General features: G+C 68.6%; 20 protein-coding genes. 10 read left to right on the top strand and 10 right to left on the bottom strand.

Annotated elements, in window-relative coordinates; translation table 11 throughout:
* Positions 1-10: 10 nt before the first annotated feature.
* Positions 11-1,165: a JmjC domain-containing protein gene (locus tag GRI75_RS05890; protein ID WP_407925134.1), complete on the bottom strand. Its 1,155-nt coding sequence runs from the start codon at positions 1,163-1,165 to the stop codon at positions 11-13.
* Between the two features lie 5 nt (positions 1,166-1,170).
* On the bottom strand, positions 1,171-1,431 hold the full coding sequence (locus GRI75_RS05885; RefSeq protein WP_160746047.1) for a hypothetical protein: 261 nt from the start codon (positions 1,429-1,431) through the stop codon (positions 1,171-1,173).
* Positions 1,432-1,569: 138 nt separating this feature from the next.
* Here GRI75_RS05885 and GRI75_RS05880 point away from each other — a divergent pair, with 138 nt between their 5' ends.
* The 3 genes from GRI75_RS05880 (at position 1,570) to GRI75_RS05870 (ending at position 5,946) form a co-directional block, all read left to right on the top strand.
* A complete protein-coding gene (locus tag GRI75_RS05880; RefSeq protein WP_160746046.1) occupies positions 1,570-3,435 on the top strand; it encodes an ABC-F family ATP-binding cassette domain-containing protein in 1,866 nt (621 codons plus the stop codon).
* Positions 3,436-3,469: 34 nt separating this feature from the next.
* A complete protein-coding gene (locus GRI75_RS05875) occupies positions 3,470-4,360 on the top strand; it encodes a DMT family transporter (RefSeq protein WP_160746045.1) in 891 nt (296 codons plus the stop codon).
* An 80-nt stretch (positions 4,361-4,440) separates the two neighbouring features.
* Positions 4,441-5,946, top strand: coding sequence for a tannase/feruloyl esterase family alpha/beta hydrolase (locus GRI75_RS05870; protein ID WP_160746044.1), 1,506 nt, complete (start codon positions 4,441-4,443; stop codon positions 5,944-5,946).
* Here GRI75_RS05870 and GRI75_RS05865 read toward each other — a convergent pair.
* On the bottom strand, positions 5,943-6,605 hold the full coding sequence (locus tag GRI75_RS05865; protein WP_160746043.1) for a TetR/AcrR family transcriptional regulator: 663 nt from the start codon (positions 6,603-6,605) through the stop codon (positions 5,943-5,945). The two genes, GRI75_RS05870 and GRI75_RS05865, sit on opposite strands and share 4 nt — an antisense overlap.
* 219 nt (positions 6,606-6,824) lie before the next feature.
* Between GRI75_RS05865 and GRI75_RS05860 the strand changes: the two genes are divergently transcribed.
* From GRI75_RS05860 to GRI75_RS05845, 4 genes are all read left to right on the top strand, one after another.
* Positions 6,825-7,787 carry a homocysteine S-methyltransferase family protein gene (locus GRI75_RS05860; protein WP_160746042.1) on the top strand — a complete coding sequence of 321 codons (963 nt, stop codon included), beginning with the start codon at positions 6,825-6,827 and terminating at the stop codon, positions 7,785-7,787.
* 49 nt (positions 7,788-7,836) lie between these two features.
* Positions 7,837-10,554 carry an ATP-dependent DNA helicase gene (locus GRI75_RS05855; protein ID WP_160746041.1) on the top strand — a complete coding sequence of 906 codons (2,718 nt, stop codon included), beginning with the start codon at positions 7,837-7,839 and terminating at the stop codon, positions 10,552-10,554.
* A 1-nt stretch (position 10,555) separates the two neighbouring features.
* Positions 10,556-11,086: a SixA phosphatase family protein gene (locus GRI75_RS05850; protein WP_160746040.1), complete on the top strand. Its 531-nt coding sequence runs from the start codon at positions 10,556-10,558 to the stop codon at positions 11,084-11,086.
* Positions 11,087-11,162: 76 nt separating this feature from the next.
* Positions 11,163-11,423 carry a hypothetical protein gene (locus GRI75_RS05845; RefSeq protein WP_235911368.1) on the top strand — a complete coding sequence of 87 codons (261 nt, stop codon included), beginning with the start codon at positions 11,163-11,165 and terminating at the stop codon, positions 11,421-11,423.
* A 1,046-nt stretch (positions 11,424-12,469) separates the two neighbouring features.
* On the opposite strand, the gene GRI75_RS05840 is transcribed toward GRI75_RS05845, so the two are convergent.
* The 6 genes from GRI75_RS05840 to GRI75_RS05815 form a co-directional block, all read right to left on the bottom strand.
* Positions 12,470-12,877, bottom strand: a complete 408-nt coding sequence (locus GRI75_RS05840; RefSeq protein ID WP_160746039.1) for a MerR family transcriptional regulator — start codon at positions 12,875-12,877, stop codon at positions 12,470-12,472.
* A complete protein-coding gene (locus GRI75_RS05835) occupies positions 12,874-13,173 on the bottom strand; it encodes an integration host factor subunit alpha (protein WP_160746038.1) in 300 nt (99 codons plus the stop codon). The genes GRI75_RS05840 and GRI75_RS05835 overlap by 4 nt, the downstream gene beginning before the upstream one ends.
* A gap of 93 nt (positions 13,174-13,266) precedes the next feature.
* Complete coding sequence (locus GRI75_RS05830) at positions 13,267-14,232, bottom strand: beta-ketoacyl-ACP synthase III (RefSeq protein ID WP_160746037.1); 966 nt, start codon at positions 14,230-14,232, stop codon at positions 13,267-13,269.
* A complete protein-coding gene (gene plsX, locus GRI75_RS05825; protein WP_160746036.1) occupies positions 14,229-15,287 on the bottom strand; it encodes a phosphate acyltransferase PlsX in 1,059 nt (352 codons plus the stop codon). Before plsX ends, GRI75_RS05830 begins: the two co-directional genes overlap by 4 nt.
* 23 nt (positions 15,288-15,310) lie before the next feature.
* Positions 15,311-15,490, bottom strand: a complete 180-nt coding sequence (gene rpmF / locus GRI75_RS05820; RefSeq protein WP_160746035.1) for a 50S ribosomal protein L32 — start codon at positions 15,488-15,490, stop codon at positions 15,311-15,313.
* A gap of 112 nt (positions 15,491-15,602) precedes the next feature.
* The gene (locus GRI75_RS05815) at positions 15,603-16,310 is read right to left on the bottom strand and encodes an MBL fold metallo-hydrolase (RefSeq protein WP_160746034.1); all 708 of its coding nucleotides are present in this window, start codon (positions 16,308-16,310) and stop codon (positions 15,603-15,605) included.
* Between the two features lie 356 nt (positions 16,311-16,666).
* Between GRI75_RS05815 and GRI75_RS05810 the strand changes: the two genes are divergently transcribed.
* The gene (locus tag GRI75_RS05810) at positions 16,667-17,008 is read left to right on the top strand and encodes a UrcA family protein (RefSeq protein WP_160746033.1); all 342 of its coding nucleotides are present in this window, start codon (positions 16,667-16,669) and stop codon (positions 17,006-17,008) included.
* 106 nt (positions 17,009-17,114) lie between these two features.
* On the opposite strand, the gene GRI75_RS05805 is transcribed toward GRI75_RS05810, so the two are convergent.
* Complete coding sequence (locus GRI75_RS05805; RefSeq protein WP_160746032.1) at positions 17,115-17,741, bottom strand: S24 family peptidase; 627 nt, start codon at positions 17,739-17,741, stop codon at positions 17,115-17,117.
* Between the two features lie 118 nt (positions 17,742-17,859).
* Here GRI75_RS05805 and GRI75_RS05800 point away from each other — a divergent pair, with 118 nt between their 5' ends.
* Both GRI75_RS05800 and GRI75_RS05795 read left to right on the top strand, forming a co-directional pair.
* Entirely contained in the window at positions 17,860-18,051 is a 192-nt protein-coding gene (locus tag GRI75_RS05800) for a hypothetical protein (protein ID WP_160746031.1), read from the top strand.
* On the top strand, positions 18,041-18,406 hold the full coding sequence (locus GRI75_RS05795) for a hypothetical protein (RefSeq protein ID WP_160746030.1): 366 nt from the start codon (positions 18,041-18,043) through the stop codon (positions 18,404-18,406). The genes GRI75_RS05800 and GRI75_RS05795 overlap by 11 nt, the downstream gene beginning before the upstream one ends.
* Positions 18,407-18,875: the final 469 nt, after the last annotated feature.

Genomic DNA, 18,875 nt, shown 5'->3' with positions numbered 1-18,875 from the left:
AGGACGAGCGTCAATCCTCCAGATCGAACGCGATGCTGCCCATGTTGTAGAGTTCGACGATCAGCTCCAGCACCGGCTCCGATGCGCTCATGGCGGGATCGACCGTCAGCCGGTCGTGCGCACTGATAAGCTCGGCGAACTTCGCCGCGTCTCCGGTACAGGGAAGGCACTGGCCGTCGACGAACAGCAGCAGCGAGCCCAGTTCCCGGACGAAGGAGAAGCGGCTCGCCGGATTGCGCAGCAGCGGCACGCCTTCCGCCAGGCAGCGGCGCAGGTAGTCGATCCCGATCGGTTCTTCCGGCCGCCAGTCGAACTCCGGATTCTTCGGGGTGGTGCTGTACTGCGCAAACCAGCGCGCGAAGGCAGCCCGGTTGAGCATCTTCTCGGCAACCATGGCGTGGAGCCTGTCGAGCGCCTCGGGCGTGATCTCGCCCGGATTGTCCTGCGCCGGCAGGTCCGGGTCGGCATAACGGTCGTCGTCGTCGAGTTCTGCCAGCAGGCTTTCCGCCCAGCCGCCGACCAGCTCGCGGCGCGAGGGCGCGCGGAAGCCGATCGAATACGTCATGCAGTCGTCACCGACGGCCACGCCGTTGTGGGCGAAGCGCGGCGGCACGTAGAGGATGTCGCCAGGCTCCAGCACCCATTCCTCGGCCGGCTCGAAGCCCGCGAGCAAGCGCAAGTCGTCGTGCGGCAACAGCTCGGTGGCGTCGTCGCACAGGCCGCCGAGCTGCCAGCGGCGCTGGCCGAGGCCCTGCACCAGGAACACGTCGTACTGGTCGAAATGCGGCCCAACGCCGCCGCCGTCCACGGCGTAGCTGACCATCACGTCGTCCACCCGCCAGTTGGGGATGAAGCGGAACGGTTCGAGCAGCGCGGCCACTTCCGGCACGAGGTGATCGACCGCCTGCACCAGCAGCGTCCACGGCTTCTTGCCGAGCTGGCCGAAGCGCGGTTCCGGCAGGGGGCCGTGCTCCAGTTCCCAGTTGTCGCTCGCCTGGGTGACCAGCCGCGACTCGACGCCGTCCTCGCACGCGAGCCCGGCCAGTTCGTCCGGCTCCATGGGGTTTTCCCATGCTTTCCAAGGATTGCGGATCAGGAGCGGCTTCTTCTGCCAGTACTCCCGCAGGAACCACTCGCTGTCGAACCGGCCGGGAACCATCTCCATCGGGGTCACTCCCCTTCCGCCGCGGCCATGAGGTCCATGAAGTTGCGCGCCGCCTCCCGGTCGGCATCGTCCTTGAAGGCGACCTCGAGATCGGGCGCGGCGCCGAGCAGGTAGAGCAGGGACCAGATCGCGAACCGCTTGCCGCGGTCCCGCTCCAGCCCGAAATCGACCAGCATCCGGTCGATGCCGGCGGCCTGCCCGCCCGGCGTCACCGCATCGAGGTCGGAGGTGCCGAAGTAGCGGCGGAGCAGATCGTCGAAGTCCATCGCCTTTCGCTAGTCTTCTGCGGCTCCAGCGCAAGCCATTGTCGCGCGCGTGCCGCCGGGGCGCGGCGAGGCGCATTTCACGCAGCTATCGCCAATCGGTTGGGTTTGGCGGGCGGCGCTGCTAGGGGCGCGGCTTCTATGATCACCATCAGCAACATCACCGTGCGCCTCGGCGGCCGCACCATCATCGACAAGGCCTCGGCCGCGATCCCTCCCGGCGGGCGCGTGGGCCTGATCGGCCGCAACGGCGCGGGCAAGTCCACGCTGATGAAAGTGCTGATCGGACAGCTCGATCCGGACGAAGGTGCGATCGAGATGCCCCGCCGCACCAAGCTCGGCTACATCGCGCAGGAAGCGCCAAGCGGGAAGATCACTCCGTTCGAAGCGGTGCTCTCGGCGGATGTCGAGCGGGCGGAGCTGCTCGAGGAAGCCGAACACTGCGCCGATCCCGACCGGCTGGGCGATCTCCACGACCGGCTGCTGGCGATCGACGCCTACTCCGCCCCCTCGCGCGCCGCGATCATCCTGACCGGCCTCGGCTTCGACGAGGACATGCAGGCGCGGCCGCTCGACAGCTTCTCGGGCGGGTGGAAGATGCGCGTCGCGCTGGCGGCGCTGCTGTTCTCCGCGCCCGACGTGCTGCTGCTGGACGAGCCATCGAACCATCTCGATCTCGAATCGACGCTGTGGCTGGAGAACTTCCTCAAGTCCTACCCCGGCACGCTGATCGTCATCAGCCACGAGCGCGACCTGCTCAACAACGTGGTCGATACGATCCTGCACCTGCAGGGCGGCAAGCTGACGCTTTATGCCGGCGGCTACGACAGTTTCGAAAAGCAGCGGGCCGAACGGGCCGCGCAGCTCGAATCCGCCCGGGCCGCGCAGGATGCGCAACGCGCGCGGCTGCAGGACTATGTCGCGCGCAACAGCGCCCGCGCCTCGACCGCCAAGCAAGCCCAGTCGCGCGCCAAGATGCTGGCGAAAATGCAGCCGATCGCCGCGCTGATGGAGGACCCGAGCCTCAGCTTCGACTTCCCCAGCCCCGACGAGCTGCGCCCGCCGCTGATCACGCTCGACCTCGCAGCGGTGGGCTATGGCGAGACGCCGATCCTCCAGCGGCTCAACCTGCGGATCGACCCGGACGACCGGATCGCGCTGTTGGGGCGCAACGGAAACGGCAAGACCACGCTGGCGCGCCTGCTGGCCGCGCAGCTTCCGCCGATGGACGGGGCGATGCAGTCGTCTGGCCGCATGCGGGTCGGCTATTTCACGCAGTACCAGGTGGAAGAGCTGGCCTCCGGCGACACGCCGCTGGAGCACATGACCCGGGCGATGGTCGGCAAGACGCCGGGCGCGGTGCGGGCCCAGCTCGGCCGGTTCGGGTTCTCGGGCAACCGCGCGACGACCAACGTCGGGCAGCTTTCGGGCGGCGAACGCGCGCGGCTGGCGCTGGCGCTGATCACGCGCGACGCGCCGCACCTGCTGATCCTGGACGAGCCGACCAACCACCTCGACGTCGACGCGCGCGAGGCGCTTGTGCAGGCGCTCAACGACTACGAAGGCGCCGTCATCCTGATCAGCCACGACCGCCACATGGTCGAGCTGACCGCCGACCGGCTGGTGCTGGTCGATAACGGCACGGCGGTGGACTACGCCGGCAGCATCGAGGACTACATCGATTTCGTGCTCGGCCGGAACCAGCCGAAGCAGGACAAGCGCCCGGCAGGCAGCAAGAAGGACCGCAAGGCGGCCGCCCGCTCGCGCGAGGAGGAGCGGGCTGCGCGCAAGGAGGTCAAGGACGCCGAGGCGGAGATCGCGCGTCTGCAGGCGCAAGTCTCGCGGATCGACCAGGCGATGGCCGACCCGGCCTCCGCGGACGGCGACTTGCGCGACCTGAAGATGGGCGATCTGTCGCGCCGCCGGGCGGACCTCGTGCAGGAGCTGGAGCGCGCCGAAGAGCGCTGGGTCAGCGCCGGCGAGCGGCTGGAGGAATACGCCGGGTAAGGCCCCGGCAGCCATGCGATTGCGGGGGGCTGACATGACGTCCAGGTTCACGATGCACCTGTCGGACATCGGCGTGCCCGCGTTGTTCGTCGTGTTGTGGAGCACCGGCTTCATCGGCGCGCGGCTCGGCCTGCCCCACGCCGGCCCGCTGACCTTCCTGGCGCTGCGCTATGCCATTGCCGCGGCGCTGCTCGTGCTCGTCGCTGTTGCCATGCGGGCGCCGTGGCCGCGCCGGATGAGCGAGGTCGGCCATTACGCGGTCGCCGGGTTGCTGGTGCATGGTGTCTACCTCGGCGGTGTGTTCCTCGGCATCTCGCTGGGGGTCGAAGCCGGAGTCGCGGCGCTGATCGTCGGGCTGCAGCCGCTCCTTACCGCCGCGCTTGCTGGGATGCTTCTCGGCGAGCGGGTGACGGCGTGGCAATGGGCTGGGCTCGCTCTGGGGCTGCTCGGCGTGGCGCTGGTGCTGGAGCGGAAGCTCGGCCAGGGGCCCGGCGATGCGCTGGGCAGTGTCGCCTGCCTCGTGGCCCTGCTCGGCATTACCGCGGGCACGCTCTACCAGAAGCGGTACTGCGGAAGCATGGACTTGCGCACCGGCAGCGTCGTCCAGTTCGCCGCCGCCGGGATCGCCACCCTCCCCCTGGCGCTGCTGTTCGAGGACATGCGGATCGACTGGAATGGGGAGTTCGTGTTCGCCCTGCTCTGGCTCGTACTGGTCCTGTCGCTCGGGGCGATCAGCCTGCTCTACGTGCTCATCCGCCGGGGCGCTGCGGCGCAAGTCGCCAGCTTGTTCTTCCTGGTTCCGCCCTGCACCGCCCTGATCGCCTGGCCGCTGTTCGGGGAGACCCTCAGCACCGCCGCCCTGCTGGGCATGGCGCTGACGGCGGTGGGTGTCGCCCTCGCAAGGCGCGGCGCGGCCAAGGCCTGAGCAGCGCGCAATTCCCGTCTTGCGCTCGTGCCCGGCTGTGGCAGGATAAAGTCAACAATAACCCGGGAAGAGGGGGCACAATGAGGTTTTTCACCACCGTCGCACTGGCGGCGCTCGCCGCAGGCTGCACCGCCAACGACAGCGAGCAGGCCACCGCACCTTCGGCAGCGAGCTATCCCGCCCTCGCCGGCGCGGACCGTTGTGAGGCAGTGACGCCGGCGATGCTGGGCGCGACCAGCGCCAGCGGCAAGTGGGTCGCGGAAGCGAACGGCCTGCCGGGCTTCTGCGAGGTGACCGCGACGCTCTCCCCCGTAACCGGTTCGAACATCGGCGTGGTCTATCGCCTGCCGGCAAGCTGGAACGGCAAAGTCCTGGGCCTCGGCGGCGGCGGCTGGGCGGGCAACGTCACGCTCCAGGCCGCGAGCGAAGGCCTGCGCAAGGGCTACGCGACGTTCCAGACCGACGGCGGCCATGCGGACACGACCGTGTGGAACACCTCCTGGGCCACCAACCCGGAGGCGCTGAAGGACTTCAGCTGGCGCGCAGTCCATGAGATGACGGTCGCCGGCAAGAAGCTGGTCGCCGAGCATTACGCCCGCCCGCATCGCCGCGCCTATTTCCAGGGCTGCTCCACCGGCGGGCGCATGGCGCTGATGGAAGCGCAGCGCTTCCCGGACGATTACGACGCGATCAGCGCCGGCGCGCCGGTCTATACGCTGCAAGTGCAGAGCAGCGCGATCTTCCGCAACCAGGCGTTCGCGCGCGGCAACGGCGGGTTCTCCCCGGCCGACCTGCAACTGGCGCAAAGCGCCGCGCTGAAAGCCTGCGACGGCCGGGACGGGGTCGAGGACGGCCTGATCAACGATCCGCGCCAGTGCGGCTGGGATCCGGCGGAGCTGCAATGCAGCGGCGCGAAGACCGCCAGCTGCCTCGCCCCCGCGCAGGTGACGGCGCTGCGCACGGTCTACCAGGGCGCCGGCGACGGCCAGGGCGACTGGGCGATGCACCCGCTGAGCCGCGGCGGCGAAGCCGGCTGGTCTGCGTTCGTCGGCACCAACGGCACCGGCGCGGACATGAGCTACAGCGCGCTCGAGACCCTGTTCCCGATCGCGCTCGGCCGCACGGTCGACCTGTCGGCTTTCTCCATCGCCGATCTCCGGGCGCTGCGGAGCACGGAATTCGCGAAGATGTACGAAGCGAAGGACCCGGACCTGCGGCCGTTCTTCGCCCGCGGGGGCAAGCTGCTGCTGTGGCACGGGGAAAGCGATCCGGGCCCGAGCCCGGTCGGCACCAACGACTATGCCCGCGCCGTGCTCGCGAGCGCACCGGCGGCGGCGCAGAACATGCGCCATTTCCTCTATCCCGGAGTCGGCCATTGCGCCGGAGGCCCGGGCGCGGACCAGGTGGCGGTGCTCGATACGCTCGACGCCTGGAGCGAAGGCGGCGATGCGCCCGAAGTGCTGATCGGCCGAAAGGCCGACGGCTCGCTCACCCGCCCGCACTGCGCCTTCCCGAAGGTCGCGCGCTTCACCGGCAACGGGAACCCGAACGACCCGGCAAGCTGGCGCTGCGTGGCCAGCAGCTAGCGGCCGTCGAACAGGAGCTTCACGTAGTCGTGCAGGAGCCGCGCCTGGCGGCCGAAGACCGCTTTGTCCTGCAGGGCGCGGGAGGTGACGATGGCGCCGTCGGCGACGACGCTGAAGTGGTCGGCCAGGGCCACGAGGTCGGTCTCCAGCTTCGGCGGATAGCGTTCGGCCACTTCGCTCAGCCACGCGTGGAAGCGTTCGCGCCAGAGGAGGATCGCCCGGGCGGCCATTGCCGAAACGTCGCGCTTGAAGGCGCGGTCCTGGTAGATCACCGAGGCGACCAGGCAGCCCGGGTGCACGTTGGGCAGGTCGTCCATCATCTCGGCGAACAGCTTGAGGAAGATGAGGAAGCTCTGCAGCGGATCGTCGGACAGCGAGCGGGCCCGGCCTGCCAGTTCGTCGAGGAGCTGCGTGTCGCGCTCGATGAAGCGGGCGACGAGTTGCTTCGCCAGGTCGTCCTTGTCCTGGAAGTGGTAGAAGAAGCCGCTCTTGGTGATGCCCGCGGCATCGACCAGTTCGTCGATCGACGTGGCCGCGAAGCCTTTGTGCATCACCGCGTCTTCGGCGAGGTCCATCAGCCGCTGGCGTGTGCGCTCCCCCTTGGTAGGCTCGGCGGACTGTACCGCCGGTCGCTTTTGCGCCTCGAGAGTGCCGTGCATCGACTGGCTCCGTCGTTCGGGCCCCGAAACAGGGCCGCCAAAACAGCAATTTACGCGGGCTTCCCAACTAACCGACCACGGGTCCGCTAGAACCGGGCGCCCCGGCGCCGGTACATTGTGCCCACTCTTCGACACGACCGCCGTGCCGCTTCTACCACACTTCTGCCCGTGGCGGGAGGCGCCTGAGCCGGTGTCGATGCAACTCAGAGAGGACACGAGATGACCGATACCCTTACTGCTACGCCGACCAGGGCGCGCGACTTGCCGCAACTCCAGGACAAACTGTTCCTGACCGACGGCGGGCTGGAGACCACGCTGCTGTTCCTGGACGGCGTGGACCTCGCCTGCTTCGCGGCGGTCGACATGCTGCGCAAGCCCGGCGGACGGGCTCACCTGGAGCGGTACTTCGAGACATACCTCGCCATCGCGAAGGAGGCCGGGACCGGCTTCGTGCTGGAAAGCGCGACTTGGCGGGCGAGCCGCGACTGGGCCGAGCCGCTGGGAATGTCGCTGGAGGAGCTGGCGGCCTGCAACCGGGAGGCGATCGAGATGCTAGTCGACTTGCGCCGGCGGCACGAGACGCCCGAGTGCCCGATCGTGGTCAGCGGCTGCATCGGCCCTCGCGGGGACGGTTACGACCCGGGCAAGGTCATGAGCGTGGACGAGGCGCGCGAGTATCATTCCTGGCAGGCGGGCATTTTCGCCGACGCCGGCGCGGACATGATCACCGGGATCACGATCACCAACGTCCCGGAGGCGATCGGGCTGGTGCAAGCGGCGGAGGACGCGGGCCTGCCTGCGGCCATCTCCTTCACGGTGGAAACCGATTCGCGGCTGCCGACGGGCGACACGATCGCGGACGCCATCGCGGCAGTGGATCGCGCCACCGGCGGCGGGCCCGCCTACTACATGATCAACTGCGCCCACCCCTCCCACTTCGCCCCCGCGCTGCTCGCGGGCGGCGAATGGACGAAGCGCATCAGGGGCCTGCGCGCCAATGCCTCGCGGCTCAGCCATGCCGAGCTGGACGGGATGGAGGAACTCGACGCCGGCGATGCGGAGGAGCTTGGCCGCGAACATGGCGAGCTGATGGCCAGCCTGCCGCACCTGACGGTCCTGGGCGGCTGCTGCGGCACGGATCACCGGCACATCGCCGCGATTGCCGAGGCAGTGACCCGCTAAGCCGCTGCGGGCGTTTACTTTTCGTTCCAGGGCGGGCATCGATCAGGGGATGCCCGCCCTGTCCATTCCCGCGCTCCATGCCAGCCACGCCGGCACCTGGCTGAACCGGGGCGGGACGACTCGCGCGCTCGGCAAGGGCGAGGCGATCATGGCGGCGGCGGACACCCCGCTGCTCATGCTCAACGCGCCGCTGGTGGCGACGCGGCTCGGCTATCCGGACCTGTCGGGGCTCGACCTGCTGGAGCTCTATGCCTTCGTCCATCCGGCGAAGTTCGTCGTGCCCACCCCCAAGGGCCTGGCCCATGCGCTGGACCTGCCGGAGCCGGCGAGCGACGACACCGTGCCGGCCCTGCTGCAGGCGGCTGCCGGCAAGTTGCTCGACCGCTGCACGGCGGAGGACTGGCAGGAGCGCGAGGGCGCCTGGTCGGCGCTGCAGTCGCTTGCGCGGCTGCGCTGGCCCTGGGCGCAAGTGCTGGTGCCGCATATCCGCCAGCCGGAGCGGGCGGAAAAATGGCTGTTCTCGCGCCTGCCCGAGTGGGAGGAAGCGCCGGAGCGGCCGCAGCCCGCGCAAGTCGCCATCGACGAGTTCGAGATCGACGCCCGGCTCGAGCGCCTGACCGGCGAAGGGGCCGAGCGCCGCGAAGGCCAGCGCGCCTATTCGCGTGAGGCCGGGCGCGTGTTCGCCCCGCGCGAGAAGCGCCGCGCGCCGCATATCCTGCTGGCCCAGGCCGGCACGGGCATCGGCAAGACGCTGGGGTACCTCGCCCCGGCATCGCTGTGGGCGGAGAAGTCGCAAGGGACGGTGTGGGTCTCGACCTACACCAAGAACCTGCAGCGCCAGCTTCGCCGGGAAAGCACCCGGGCCTGGCCTGCGGAGCGGCCCGACGGCAGCAAGCCGGTGGTCGTGCGCAAGGGGCGAGAGAACTACCTCTGCCTGCTGAACCTGGAGGACGCGCTGCAAGGCGGGTTCGGCGGGCGCGCGGCGGTGCTGGCGCATCTCGTGGCCCGCTGGGCGGCCTATACCCAGGACGGCGACATGATCGGCGGCGACCTGCCCGGCTGGCTCGGCACCCTGTTCCGCCAGCGGGCCATCCGCTCGCTGACGGACCAGCGCGGCGAGTGCGTCTATGCCGGGTGCCCGCACTACCGGAAGTGCTTCATCGAGCGCGCCGCGCGGGCCAGCGCGCAGGCCGACCTGGTGATCGCCAACCATGCCCTGGTGATGATCAATGCTGCGCGCGGCCGCGACCATGCCCAGCGGCCGACGCGGATCGTGTTCGACGAAGGGCACCACGTGTTCGACGCGGCCGACAGCACATTCGCCGCCGCGCTGACCGGGCAGGAAGCCGTCGAGCTCAAGCGCTGGATCGTCGGGCCGGAGCGCGGCTCCAGGGGCCGCCGGCGCGGTCTGGCGGCGCGGCTGGCGGACGTCGCCAGCTATGACGAGGCGGGCGGTAATGCCGTCGCCGCGGCCTGCGAGGCGGCGGAGGCCCTGCCCGGCACCGGCTGGCTGCAGCGGATCGCCGACGGCACGCCCTCCGGGCCGATCGAAGCGCTGCTCGCCGCCGTGCGCGCGGCGACCTACTCGCGCGACGAGAGCGGCGGCCAGGAAGCGGGTTACGGCATCGAAACCGAAGCGGCGCAGCTCGACGGCTACTTGGTCGAGATGGCGCAGCAGGCGGCGGTCGCGCTCGCAGAGATCCGCCAGCCGCTGCTCAAGCTCGGCGTGCGCCTGGAAGCGCTCGTGACCGATCCGCCGGACTGGCTGGACGGCCCCGGCCGAGCGCGGATCGAGGGCGCGCGCCACTCGCTCGCCTGGCGGGCCGACACGCTGGCGGCGTGGGAAGCCCTGCTCAACCGCCTCGGCGGGCCGGCCGATCCCGATTTCGTCGACTGGCTTGCCGTGGACCGCTCCGACGCGCGCGAGTTCGACATCGGCATTCACCGGCGGTTCCTCGATCCGATGAAGCCGTTCGCGCAAGTCGTGCTGGAGCCGGCCCACGGGGTCATGCTGACCAGCGCCACTTTGCGGGACGGCGAGGACTGGCTCGGCGCGATTGCCCGCTCCGGCGCCGCCCACATCGAAGCCCAGCCGCTGCTGGCGGCGGCGGAAAGCCCGTTCGACTATGCCAACAACGCCGAAGTCCTGATCGTCACCGACGTGAAGAAGGGCGACCTAGCGGGCCTCGCCGGAGCCTACGCCCGGATCATCGAGGCGTGCGGTGGCGGCGTGCTCGGCCTGTTTACCGCGATCCGCCGCCTGCGCGTCGTGCATGGCCGCATTGCCGACCGCCTGGCGCGCGAGGGCCTGCCGCTTTATGCCCAGCACGTCGATCCGATCGACACCGGAACGCTGGTCGACATCTTCCGCGACGATCCGCGCGCCAGCCTGCTAGGTACCGACGCACTGCGCGACGGTGTCGACGTTCCGGGCGAATCGCTCCGCTGCGTGGCCATGGAGCAAGTGCCCTGGCCCAAGCCCTCGATCCTCCACCGCGCGCGGCGCGCGGCGGGCGGCGGCGGGGCGCACGACGATGCGATCATCCGCGCCCGGCTGGCCCAGGCGTTCGGCCGCCTGATCCGCAGCAAGGACGACCGCGGGCACTTCGTGGTTCTCTCACCGGCGTTTCCGAGCCGCCTCCTTTCCGCCTTCCCGAAGGGCACGCCGGTGATCCGCTGCACGCTCGACGAGGCTTTACAGCGGCTCGCCGGCGGGCTTTCATCGGCGCCGGCGCCGGACGAGGCGCGGGAACAGGAGCGCGGGTGAAGTGAAACGGCTCGGGCTGCTGCGCCACGCGAAGTCCGACTGGGACGACCTCGACTTGCGAGACTTCGACCGCGGGCTCAACGACCGCGGGCGCAGGGGCGCCGCGCTGATCGGCCGGCATATTGCCGAAAGCGGGATCGCCTGGGACGCCGCGATCGCCAGCCCGGCGGAACGCGTGCGGCGGACGATCGACGCGAGCGGCTTGCGCATCGCCCCGGCGTTCGATGAGCGCGCCTATCTGGCGGGTGCGGCCACGCTGATGGACTTGCTGCGCGAGATCGAGGGCGATCCCGGTACGGTGCTGCTGGTGGGCCACAACCCCGGCCTGCAGGAGCTGGTGTTCCGCCTGGTCGACCCGGCGGAAGAGGACGCGCTGTTCGAACAGGCGGCGGAGAAGTTTCCCACCGCCGCTTTCGCGCTGCTCGAGCTCGCCATCGAGAGCTGGGCCGATCTGGCCGAAGGATCCGGCAAGCTGGTCCGCTTCACCCGCCCGCGTGACCTCGACCCCGCGCTGGGGCCGGAGAGCCGCTGAGGAAAACCGGGCCAGGTTTGCATTTCGGCAAGGTCTTCGGTGCCAAGCTTCGGCTTTCCGCTGGGGGCGACGCACCTTGATCGAAATCGAAGTCCAGAACGAGACCCATCAGACCCAGAGCACGCTGAAGTTCCTGGTCGTCCCACGCATCGGAGAGGGCATTCGCCTGCTCGAGCCGGACGGGCTCTGGGCTTCCTACGACGTGCTCGACGTGTGGTACCAACGGGCCGAGTACGGGGACGTGTGGATCCCCTTCATGCACGTGCGCCAGACGCCGACGGAGAAGGACTATGGGGCGGTGTTGCGACCGGGGGTGGTTCCGGCGGAGGTTGGTTGAGCCTGCCGTGGGCGGATGCGAACCAGCTCTGGTTCGCCTCCTCCATCCGTCATGCTGAACTCGTTTCAGCATCCATCGCTCCGCCGGGACCGATGCGCGCGGACAGGCGCGAGCGGCCCCGCCCTGCCCCTGGGCAAGCTCCGCCCCAGCGGCAGAATGGGCCCTGAAACAAGTTCAGGGTGACGAGGAGGGAAATCGGGTAGTGCCCTTTCCCTATCCTTCCCAACTCGTCATGCTGAACTCGTTTCAGCATCCATCGCTCCGCCGGGACCAATGCGCGCGGACAGGCGCGAGCGGCCCCGCCCCGCCCCTCGGCAAGCTCCGCCCCAGCGGCGGAATGGACCCTGAAACAAGTTCAGGGTGACGGGGAGGGAGATAGGGTGGCGCCCTTTTCCCATGCTCCCCAATCCCGTCATGCTGAACTCGTTTCAGCTTCCATTCCTCCGCGGGGACGGATGTGCGCGGACAGGGGCGAGCGGCCCCGCCTTGCCTCTGGGCAAGCTCCGCCCCAGCGGCGGAATGGGCCCTGAAACAAGTTCAGGGTGACGAGGAGGGAGATAGGGTGGCGCCCTTTTCCCATGCTCCCCAACTCGTCATGCTGAACTCGTTTCAGCATCCAGCGCTCCGCCGGGACCGATGCGCGCGGACAGGCGCGAGCGGCCCCGCCCTGCCCCTGGGCAAGCTCCGCCCCAGCGGCAGAATGGGCCCTGAAACAAGTTCAGGGTGACGAGGAGGGAAATCGGGTAGTGCCCTTTCCCTATCCTTCCCAACTCGTCATGCTGAACTCGTTTCAGCATCCATCGCTCCGCCGGGACCGATGCGCGCGGACAGGCGCGAGCGGCCCCGCCTTGCCCCTCGGGCAAGCTCCGCCCCAGCGGCGGAATGGGCCCTGAAACGAGTTCAGGGTGACGGGGATCGCCAGGCGCTGCGGCGGTAGCACTGAGTCGGTCAGTGCTCGCTCCGTTCGTCCTGCGCTTGTCGAAGGATGATAGGGCGCGCTGACCCGTGGATCGACAGGCTCACCACGGACGGACGAGTAGAGCGCCTCAGGCGGCGTCGAGGGCTCGGGCGAGGCGGTTGCGGATGGCGCGGAGTTGGGGGAGGATGTCCGGCGCCGGTGCGGCTGCTTCGGCAGCGGGCGCAGGCGCAGGTGCGCTGACAGAAGCTGATCGAGCAGCGGTGCCGCCGGCGATGGCCTGCCGCGCGCCCTTCAGGGTGTAGCCTTCGCGGTTGACTAGGCGGTCGATCGTGCGGACGAGGGCGACGTCGTCCGGCCGGTAGTAGCGCCGGCCGCCGCTGCGCTTGAGCGGCTCGAGCATCGGGAACTGCTGTTCCCAGTAGCGCAGCACGTGCTGGCGGATGCCGAGGGCGTTGGCGACTTCGCCGATCGTGCGGAGGGCCTGGGCGTCCTTGCCGTCGTCGAAACGCAGCTGGTCCGGCCCGCCCTCGCTCACCCTTCGGCGATCCTTGCCTTGAGCTTCTGGCTGGCGCGGAAGGTCAGGACCCGGCGCGGCGTGATCGGTACTTCGACCCCGGTTTTCGGGTTGCGGCCGACGCGTTCCCGCTTGTCGCGCAGGATGAAGCTGCCGAAGCCGGAGATCTTGACGTTCTGGCCTTCGCTCAGCCCGTCGCACATCTTGGCGAGGATCTGCTCCACGAGGGCGAGACTCTCCGACCGGGAGAAGCCCATCTTGCGATTGATAGTCTCGGCCAGGTCGGCACGAGTCAATGTCCCCACGGAACGCATCATCGGCGTTGCCACCCTCCCAACGAAATCCTACGCGATCCTACCTAACAAACCCGCGCCAGTTGGCAAGTTCAGCGCGCGAATTTCCATACATTACTACAATCTTATCAGACTGGCACCCCAGGTGAACCCACCGCCCATGGCTTCCAGCATGACAAGATCGCCCGGTTTCAGGCGTCCATCACGCCGTGCTTCGTCGAACGCGAGCGGGACGGAGGCCGCCGAAGTATTGGCGTGGCGGTCGACCGTGATGATGACCTTCTCCACCGGCAGGCCGAGCTTCTTGGCGGTGGCTTCGAGGATCCGGCGGTTGGCCTGGTGCGGCACGACCCAGTCGATATCGTCGCTGGTGAAGCCGGTCGCCACGAGCACTTCCTGCAGCACTTCGGCAAGGTTGACGACCGCGTGGCGAAACACCTCGCGGCCCTTCATGCGCAGCTTGCCGACCGTTCCGGTGGTGGAAGGGCCGCCGTCGACATGCAGCAGATCGCGGTGGGCGCCGTCGGCGTGCAGGCGCGTGCCGAGAACGCCGGGGCCCTCATCGGCAACTTCCTCGGCCGCGAGGACCATCGCGCCGGCCCCGTCGCCGAACAGGACGCACGTGGTGCGGTCTTCCCAGTCGAGGATGCGGCTGAAAGTCTCGGCGCCGATCACCAGAGCGCGCGTGGCCATGCCGGCGCGGATCATCGAATCCGCGGTGCCGAGCGCGTAGAGAAAGCCGGTGCAGACCGCCGCGATGTCGAACGCGGCGCCGCCGTTGCAGCCGAGCGCGTCCTGCACCTGGGTGGCGGTGGCGGGGAACGTCTGGTCCGGCGTGGCGGTGGCGAGCACGATCAGGTCGATCTCGGCCGCATCGATCCCGGCGTCGGCCAGGGCTGCGCGGGCCGCGGCGGTCGCGAGGCTGGCGGTCGTCTCCCCCTCCCCCGCGATGTAGCGCTGGGTGATGCCGGTGCGCTCGCGGATCCATTCGTCGGTGGTGTCGACCTGGAGCGCGAGCTCGTCGTTGGTGACCACGCGGGCCGGCAGAGCCGAGCCCGAACCCTTGATGACGGAGCGGATCACTTGGCCGGCACCCCGCCGCGGGTTTCCCGCAGGCGCGCTTCGCCCAGTTCGGCCAGATCGGCCAGGATGCGTTCGGTCAGGCTTTCCTCCAGCAGGCGTGCAGTCACGGCCACGGCATTGGCCACGCCGGCGGCGTTGGCGCTGCCGTGCGACTTCACCACGACGCCGTTGAGCCCGAGGAAGACGGCGCCGTTGTGGTTGTTGGGATCGAGGTGGTGGCGCAGCAGCTCGGTCGCCGGGCGCGAGATCAGGAAGCCGATCTTCGAGCGCAGCGAGCTGCGGAACGCGGTCTTGAGCAGGTCGGTCACGAAACGGGCCGAGCCTTCGATCGCCTTGAGGGCGATGTTGCCGGAGAACCCGTCGCTTACGACAACGTCGCAATCGCCGCGGTTGATCTTGTCGGCCTCGACATAGCCTTCGAAGCTCATGTCGAGCCCGGTGGCGGCGCGGAGCTGTGCGGCGGCGACCTGGAGCTGGTCCGTCCCCTTGGTCTCTTCGGTGCCGATGTTGAGCAGGCGCACGCGGGGCGCCTGGCGCCCGGTGACGATCCGCGAATAAGCGGCGCCCATGATCGCGAACTGGACGAGGTTGCGGGCGTCGCAATCGGTGTTCGCGCCGAGATCGAGCATGACCACGTCATCCTCGCCGAGCGTGGGCAGGAGCGCGGCAAGCGCGGGCCGGTCGATCCCCGGCATCGTGCGCAGGGCCAGCTTGCTCATCGCCATCAGCGCGCCGGTGTTGCCGGAGCTGACGGCGGCGCCGGCGCGGCCGTCCTTCACGGCCTGGATGGCCAGGCCCATCGAAGTGGTCTTGGCCCGGCGGAGCGCCTGAGTCGGCTTCTCGTCGCCGCCGACGACATCCTCGCAATGGAGGATCTCGCTGGCTTCACGCATGTTGGGATGGGCTTCCAGGGCACGCTCTATGCGCGCCCGGTCGCCGACCAGCAGGAAATGGAAGCGATCGTGATCGCGGCGCGCGAGGGCGGCGCCGGAGATCATCGTGCGCACGCCTTCATCGCCGCCCATCGCATCGATCGCGATACGCGGCAGGCTCATGCGATCTTCCTTGCTAACTGGGCTTAGAGCCCGACGGAGACGATCTCTCGCCCGTTATAGTGGCCACACGCAATGCACAGGTTGTGCGGGCGCTTCAGCTCCCCGCAGTTGCCGCATTCGTGGAACGCTTCGACCTTGAGGGCATCGTGCGAGCGGCGGTTGCCCCGGCGATGCGGCGATACTTTTCTTTTGGGGACAGCCATTGCGGCACCTATTCCTTGGATATTCGATCTGAATTTTCGACAACGCCCTAGGCCAAGCCCCGTGCCCGCGCAAGCGCGGCGGCGGCGGTTCGGCCCTGCGGTGAGGCGCGCCCTATAGCGATTTTTCGCCGCCGCGCAAGCGGGGCTGGCGCCCGGCCGCGATCGCCGCGTCGCCGACGAAGGGATTGCCCTCCCGCTCCCGGCCGAACGTGCTGGTGCGGCCGTGACCGGGAACGAAGGTCACCTCGTCTCCCAGAGGCCAGAGCTTGCCGGTGATCGAATCGAGCAGATCCTGGTGGTTGCCCATCGGGAAATCCGTGCGTCCGATCGAGCCTTCGAACAGCACGTCGCCGACGAAGGCGAATTTGGTCTGCCGGTGGAAGAAGACCACATGGCCCGGGGTGTGGCCCGGGCAGTGGATTACCTCCAGCTCGATTTCGCCGAAGCTTACGGTGTCGCCATCCTGCAGCCAGCGAGTCGGTTCGAACACTCTGGTTTCGATGCCGAAGCGGGGACCGTCCTCGTCGAGACGGGAGATCCAGAACCGGTCCGCTTCGTGCGGGCCTTCTATGGGCAGGCCAAGCTCGGCGGCGAGCATGCCAGCCTGTCCGCAGTGGTCCGCGTGGCCGTGGGTCAGCAGGATCTTCTCGAGCGTGACCCCGGCGCGCCGGGCCGCGTCCTTCAGCTTGTCGAGATCGCCGCCGGGATCGACCAGGGCGCCGCGCATGGTCTTGCTGCACCACACGAGCGAGCAGTTCTGCACGAACGGCGTGACGGGAACGATGGCGGCCCGGAGGGGCGATACGGGTGCGGCGGTCATGCCCGGCTAGGTGGCGGGAGCGGCCCCGGTTTGCAAGCGACCCGATGAGCGCCGCGGTCCGAACCGCAGGACGCGGATGGCTGAGTAGAACGCTAAGCAACTAGTAGACATCTAGGCAATAGAGTTATTGGTCTAGCGATCTTTACTTAGGGATATAAGCATAGCAGTGCAGAATTGGTGATATGAAAAGAGGCACTGCGGATTTTTGTATTGAGAATCGCGCGTAATAGTGTCAAACGTCCGGCCACTCGCGGTACAGAACGAATATCAGGGAGACGAGTTCGTTTCGCGCGCCGGTTTTGCTTAGAAAGCCAGCAAGGCAGCGTTCGGACGGAAGCAACCGAGGGAGCATACGCATGCGTAGCAAACATCTGCTGACGCCGATGATCGGCGCACTGAGCCTCTGCCTTGCCGGACCGGCGCAAGCGCAGGAACAACGAGAAGTGGTTTACAGCGATCTCAATCTCGCGTCCGAAGCTGGCCTTCAGCAACTCGACCGGCGCATCCACAGGGCGGTCAGGCTGGTTTGCGGAGCGAATTCCGCGACGCGGGAGCCGCTGAAAATCACGATACTGAAAACGAACTGCATCAAGGACTCCTCGGCGCGCGCTATGGCTGCCAAGGCCGACGTGCTCGCCAGGCTGGAGAAGGGTGAGGGATCTCGGCTGGCCGCGCTGACGGTGCGCCGAGACCACTAGGCGCTCGCCAAAGGGGTGCCGGGGCGCCGCGGGTGGAAGCACCGGCGGCGCTTTGCCATCCATCGCGACCCGGGCAGCTACCCGTGCGACCGCGGGGCCCCGCCTCCTAGAGCCGCCCGCCTTTCCAGACCACGCGGCCGACGACGTCGACATCCTGGGCAGCGACCTCGACCGGCTCGTACGCCGGGTTCTTGCTGATCAGGCGCAGGCGGTCGGGCGGGACAGCCTGCAGCAGCTTGACGTGCAGCGCCTCGCCTAGGCGGATGACGTGGACGCCTTCACGGAACGGGCGCGGCGAGCGGTCGACGAGGATCTCGTCCCCGTCGCGCAGCAGCGGGTCCATCGAATCGCCCATGACCCGGATCGCCGAGAGCTGCGCCGGATCGAGCCCATTCTCGCGCAGCCAGCGACGCGAGAAGCGCAACGCATCGAAGGGAATTTCCTCCGCCGGGGTCGCGCCGGGCCCTGCGGAGGCTTCGAGCGCCAAGCGCGGCACCTCGACCCATTCACGCCGATCGACCGAGGATTTTTCCTCGGGAGCACCGAGCTCCAGCTCGCGCACGCCGAAGAACTCGGCCAGCCGGCGCCGATCCTCCTCCTCCAGCTTCCGCGGGCTTCCCTTGGTGATGTACTGCTGCAAGTAGCTAGAATTACGCCCGATCATGCGCGACAGCGCGGCCAGGCTGTTGCCGGTCTCGCTCGCCAGCGCGGCCAGTCTTTCGCGCGGATCCATCGGCGCTTCTCCAACATGGGATAGGGATTTTCTCTTATATGAAGTATTTTTCCTAGACAAGTAGGATTTCGGCGGCGACGCATTGGCATGCCGAATCGCCGCCGAAGAGGAGCCGCCCGTGCTGATCCGAAAGATCGAGGTTTTCCTGCGCCGCACCAGCATGCCGCCGACCGAATTCGGCCGCCTGGCAGCGCGCGATCCCCGCTTCGTGTTCGACTTGCGCAGGGGCCGCGAGCCCCGCCCGCCGATGGAAAGACGAGTGGAACATTTCATGAACTCCTATCATCGCGAGAAAACCCATGCAACTTGATCCGCCTGCGAAACCGCACCTGCCGCCGCGCCGCCGCTACCGCCGCAGCTGCGCCGAACGCCTTCGGGAAGAACTCCAGACGCTCGCAAAAGGCCACGCGGATTTCATCGCCCATGCGGAGCGGAACTGGGCCAGCGTTACTTTCGCCGGGGCGCGGCACAGGATCGACCTCTCGTTCAAGGGCGACGAGGCCGTGGCGGCAGGCGAGGAGTTCATCGCCTTCCTGCCGGAGCACGAGTTCAGCCTGCCGAAGCGCCTCGTGGCGGACGCCACGGTCACGTCGGTCGATCACCGCATCGGCGCGGACCCGCGCCTGGCGCTGCAGGTGGAACTGCTGGTGCTGGAGGAGGATTGACGTGGTTCCTCCCCAATATTGGGGAGGCGACGTCGGTGACGGAGGGGGTCGCCTCTTGCTCCCTGCTCGCCGCGGGCCCCCTCCACCACTCGCTTCGCGAGCGGTCCCCCTCCCCGTCCTGGGGAGGATTTGGGGATGGCAGACGGCGTGCGGCGTACCAGCAGACGTTCGTGCCCGCTGCCGCACCCTGTCACAAAACCTCGTCATCCTGAACTTGGTTCAGGATCCATCGCGCCCCACGCGAAGTGCTTGCGGGGGCGAGGGTGATTGCCGCGGGCCCCCTCCACCACTCGCTTCGCGAGCGGTCCCCCTCCCCGTCCCGGGGAGGATTTTGGGGGATGGCAGACGGCGTGCGGCGTACCAGCAGACGTTCGTGGCCGCTGCCGCACCTCGTCACAAAACCTCGTCATCCTGAACTTGGTTCAGGATCCATCGCGCCCCACGCGAAGTGCTTGCGGGGGCGAGGGTG

The organism is Croceibacterium soli, from assembly GCF_009828065.1.
In the GTDB taxonomy this organism is placed as follows: domain Bacteria; phylum Pseudomonadota; class Alphaproteobacteria; order Sphingomonadales; family Sphingomonadaceae; genus Croceibacterium_B; species Croceibacterium_B soli.
This window is presented reverse-complemented; position numbering and strand designations above follow the sequence as displayed.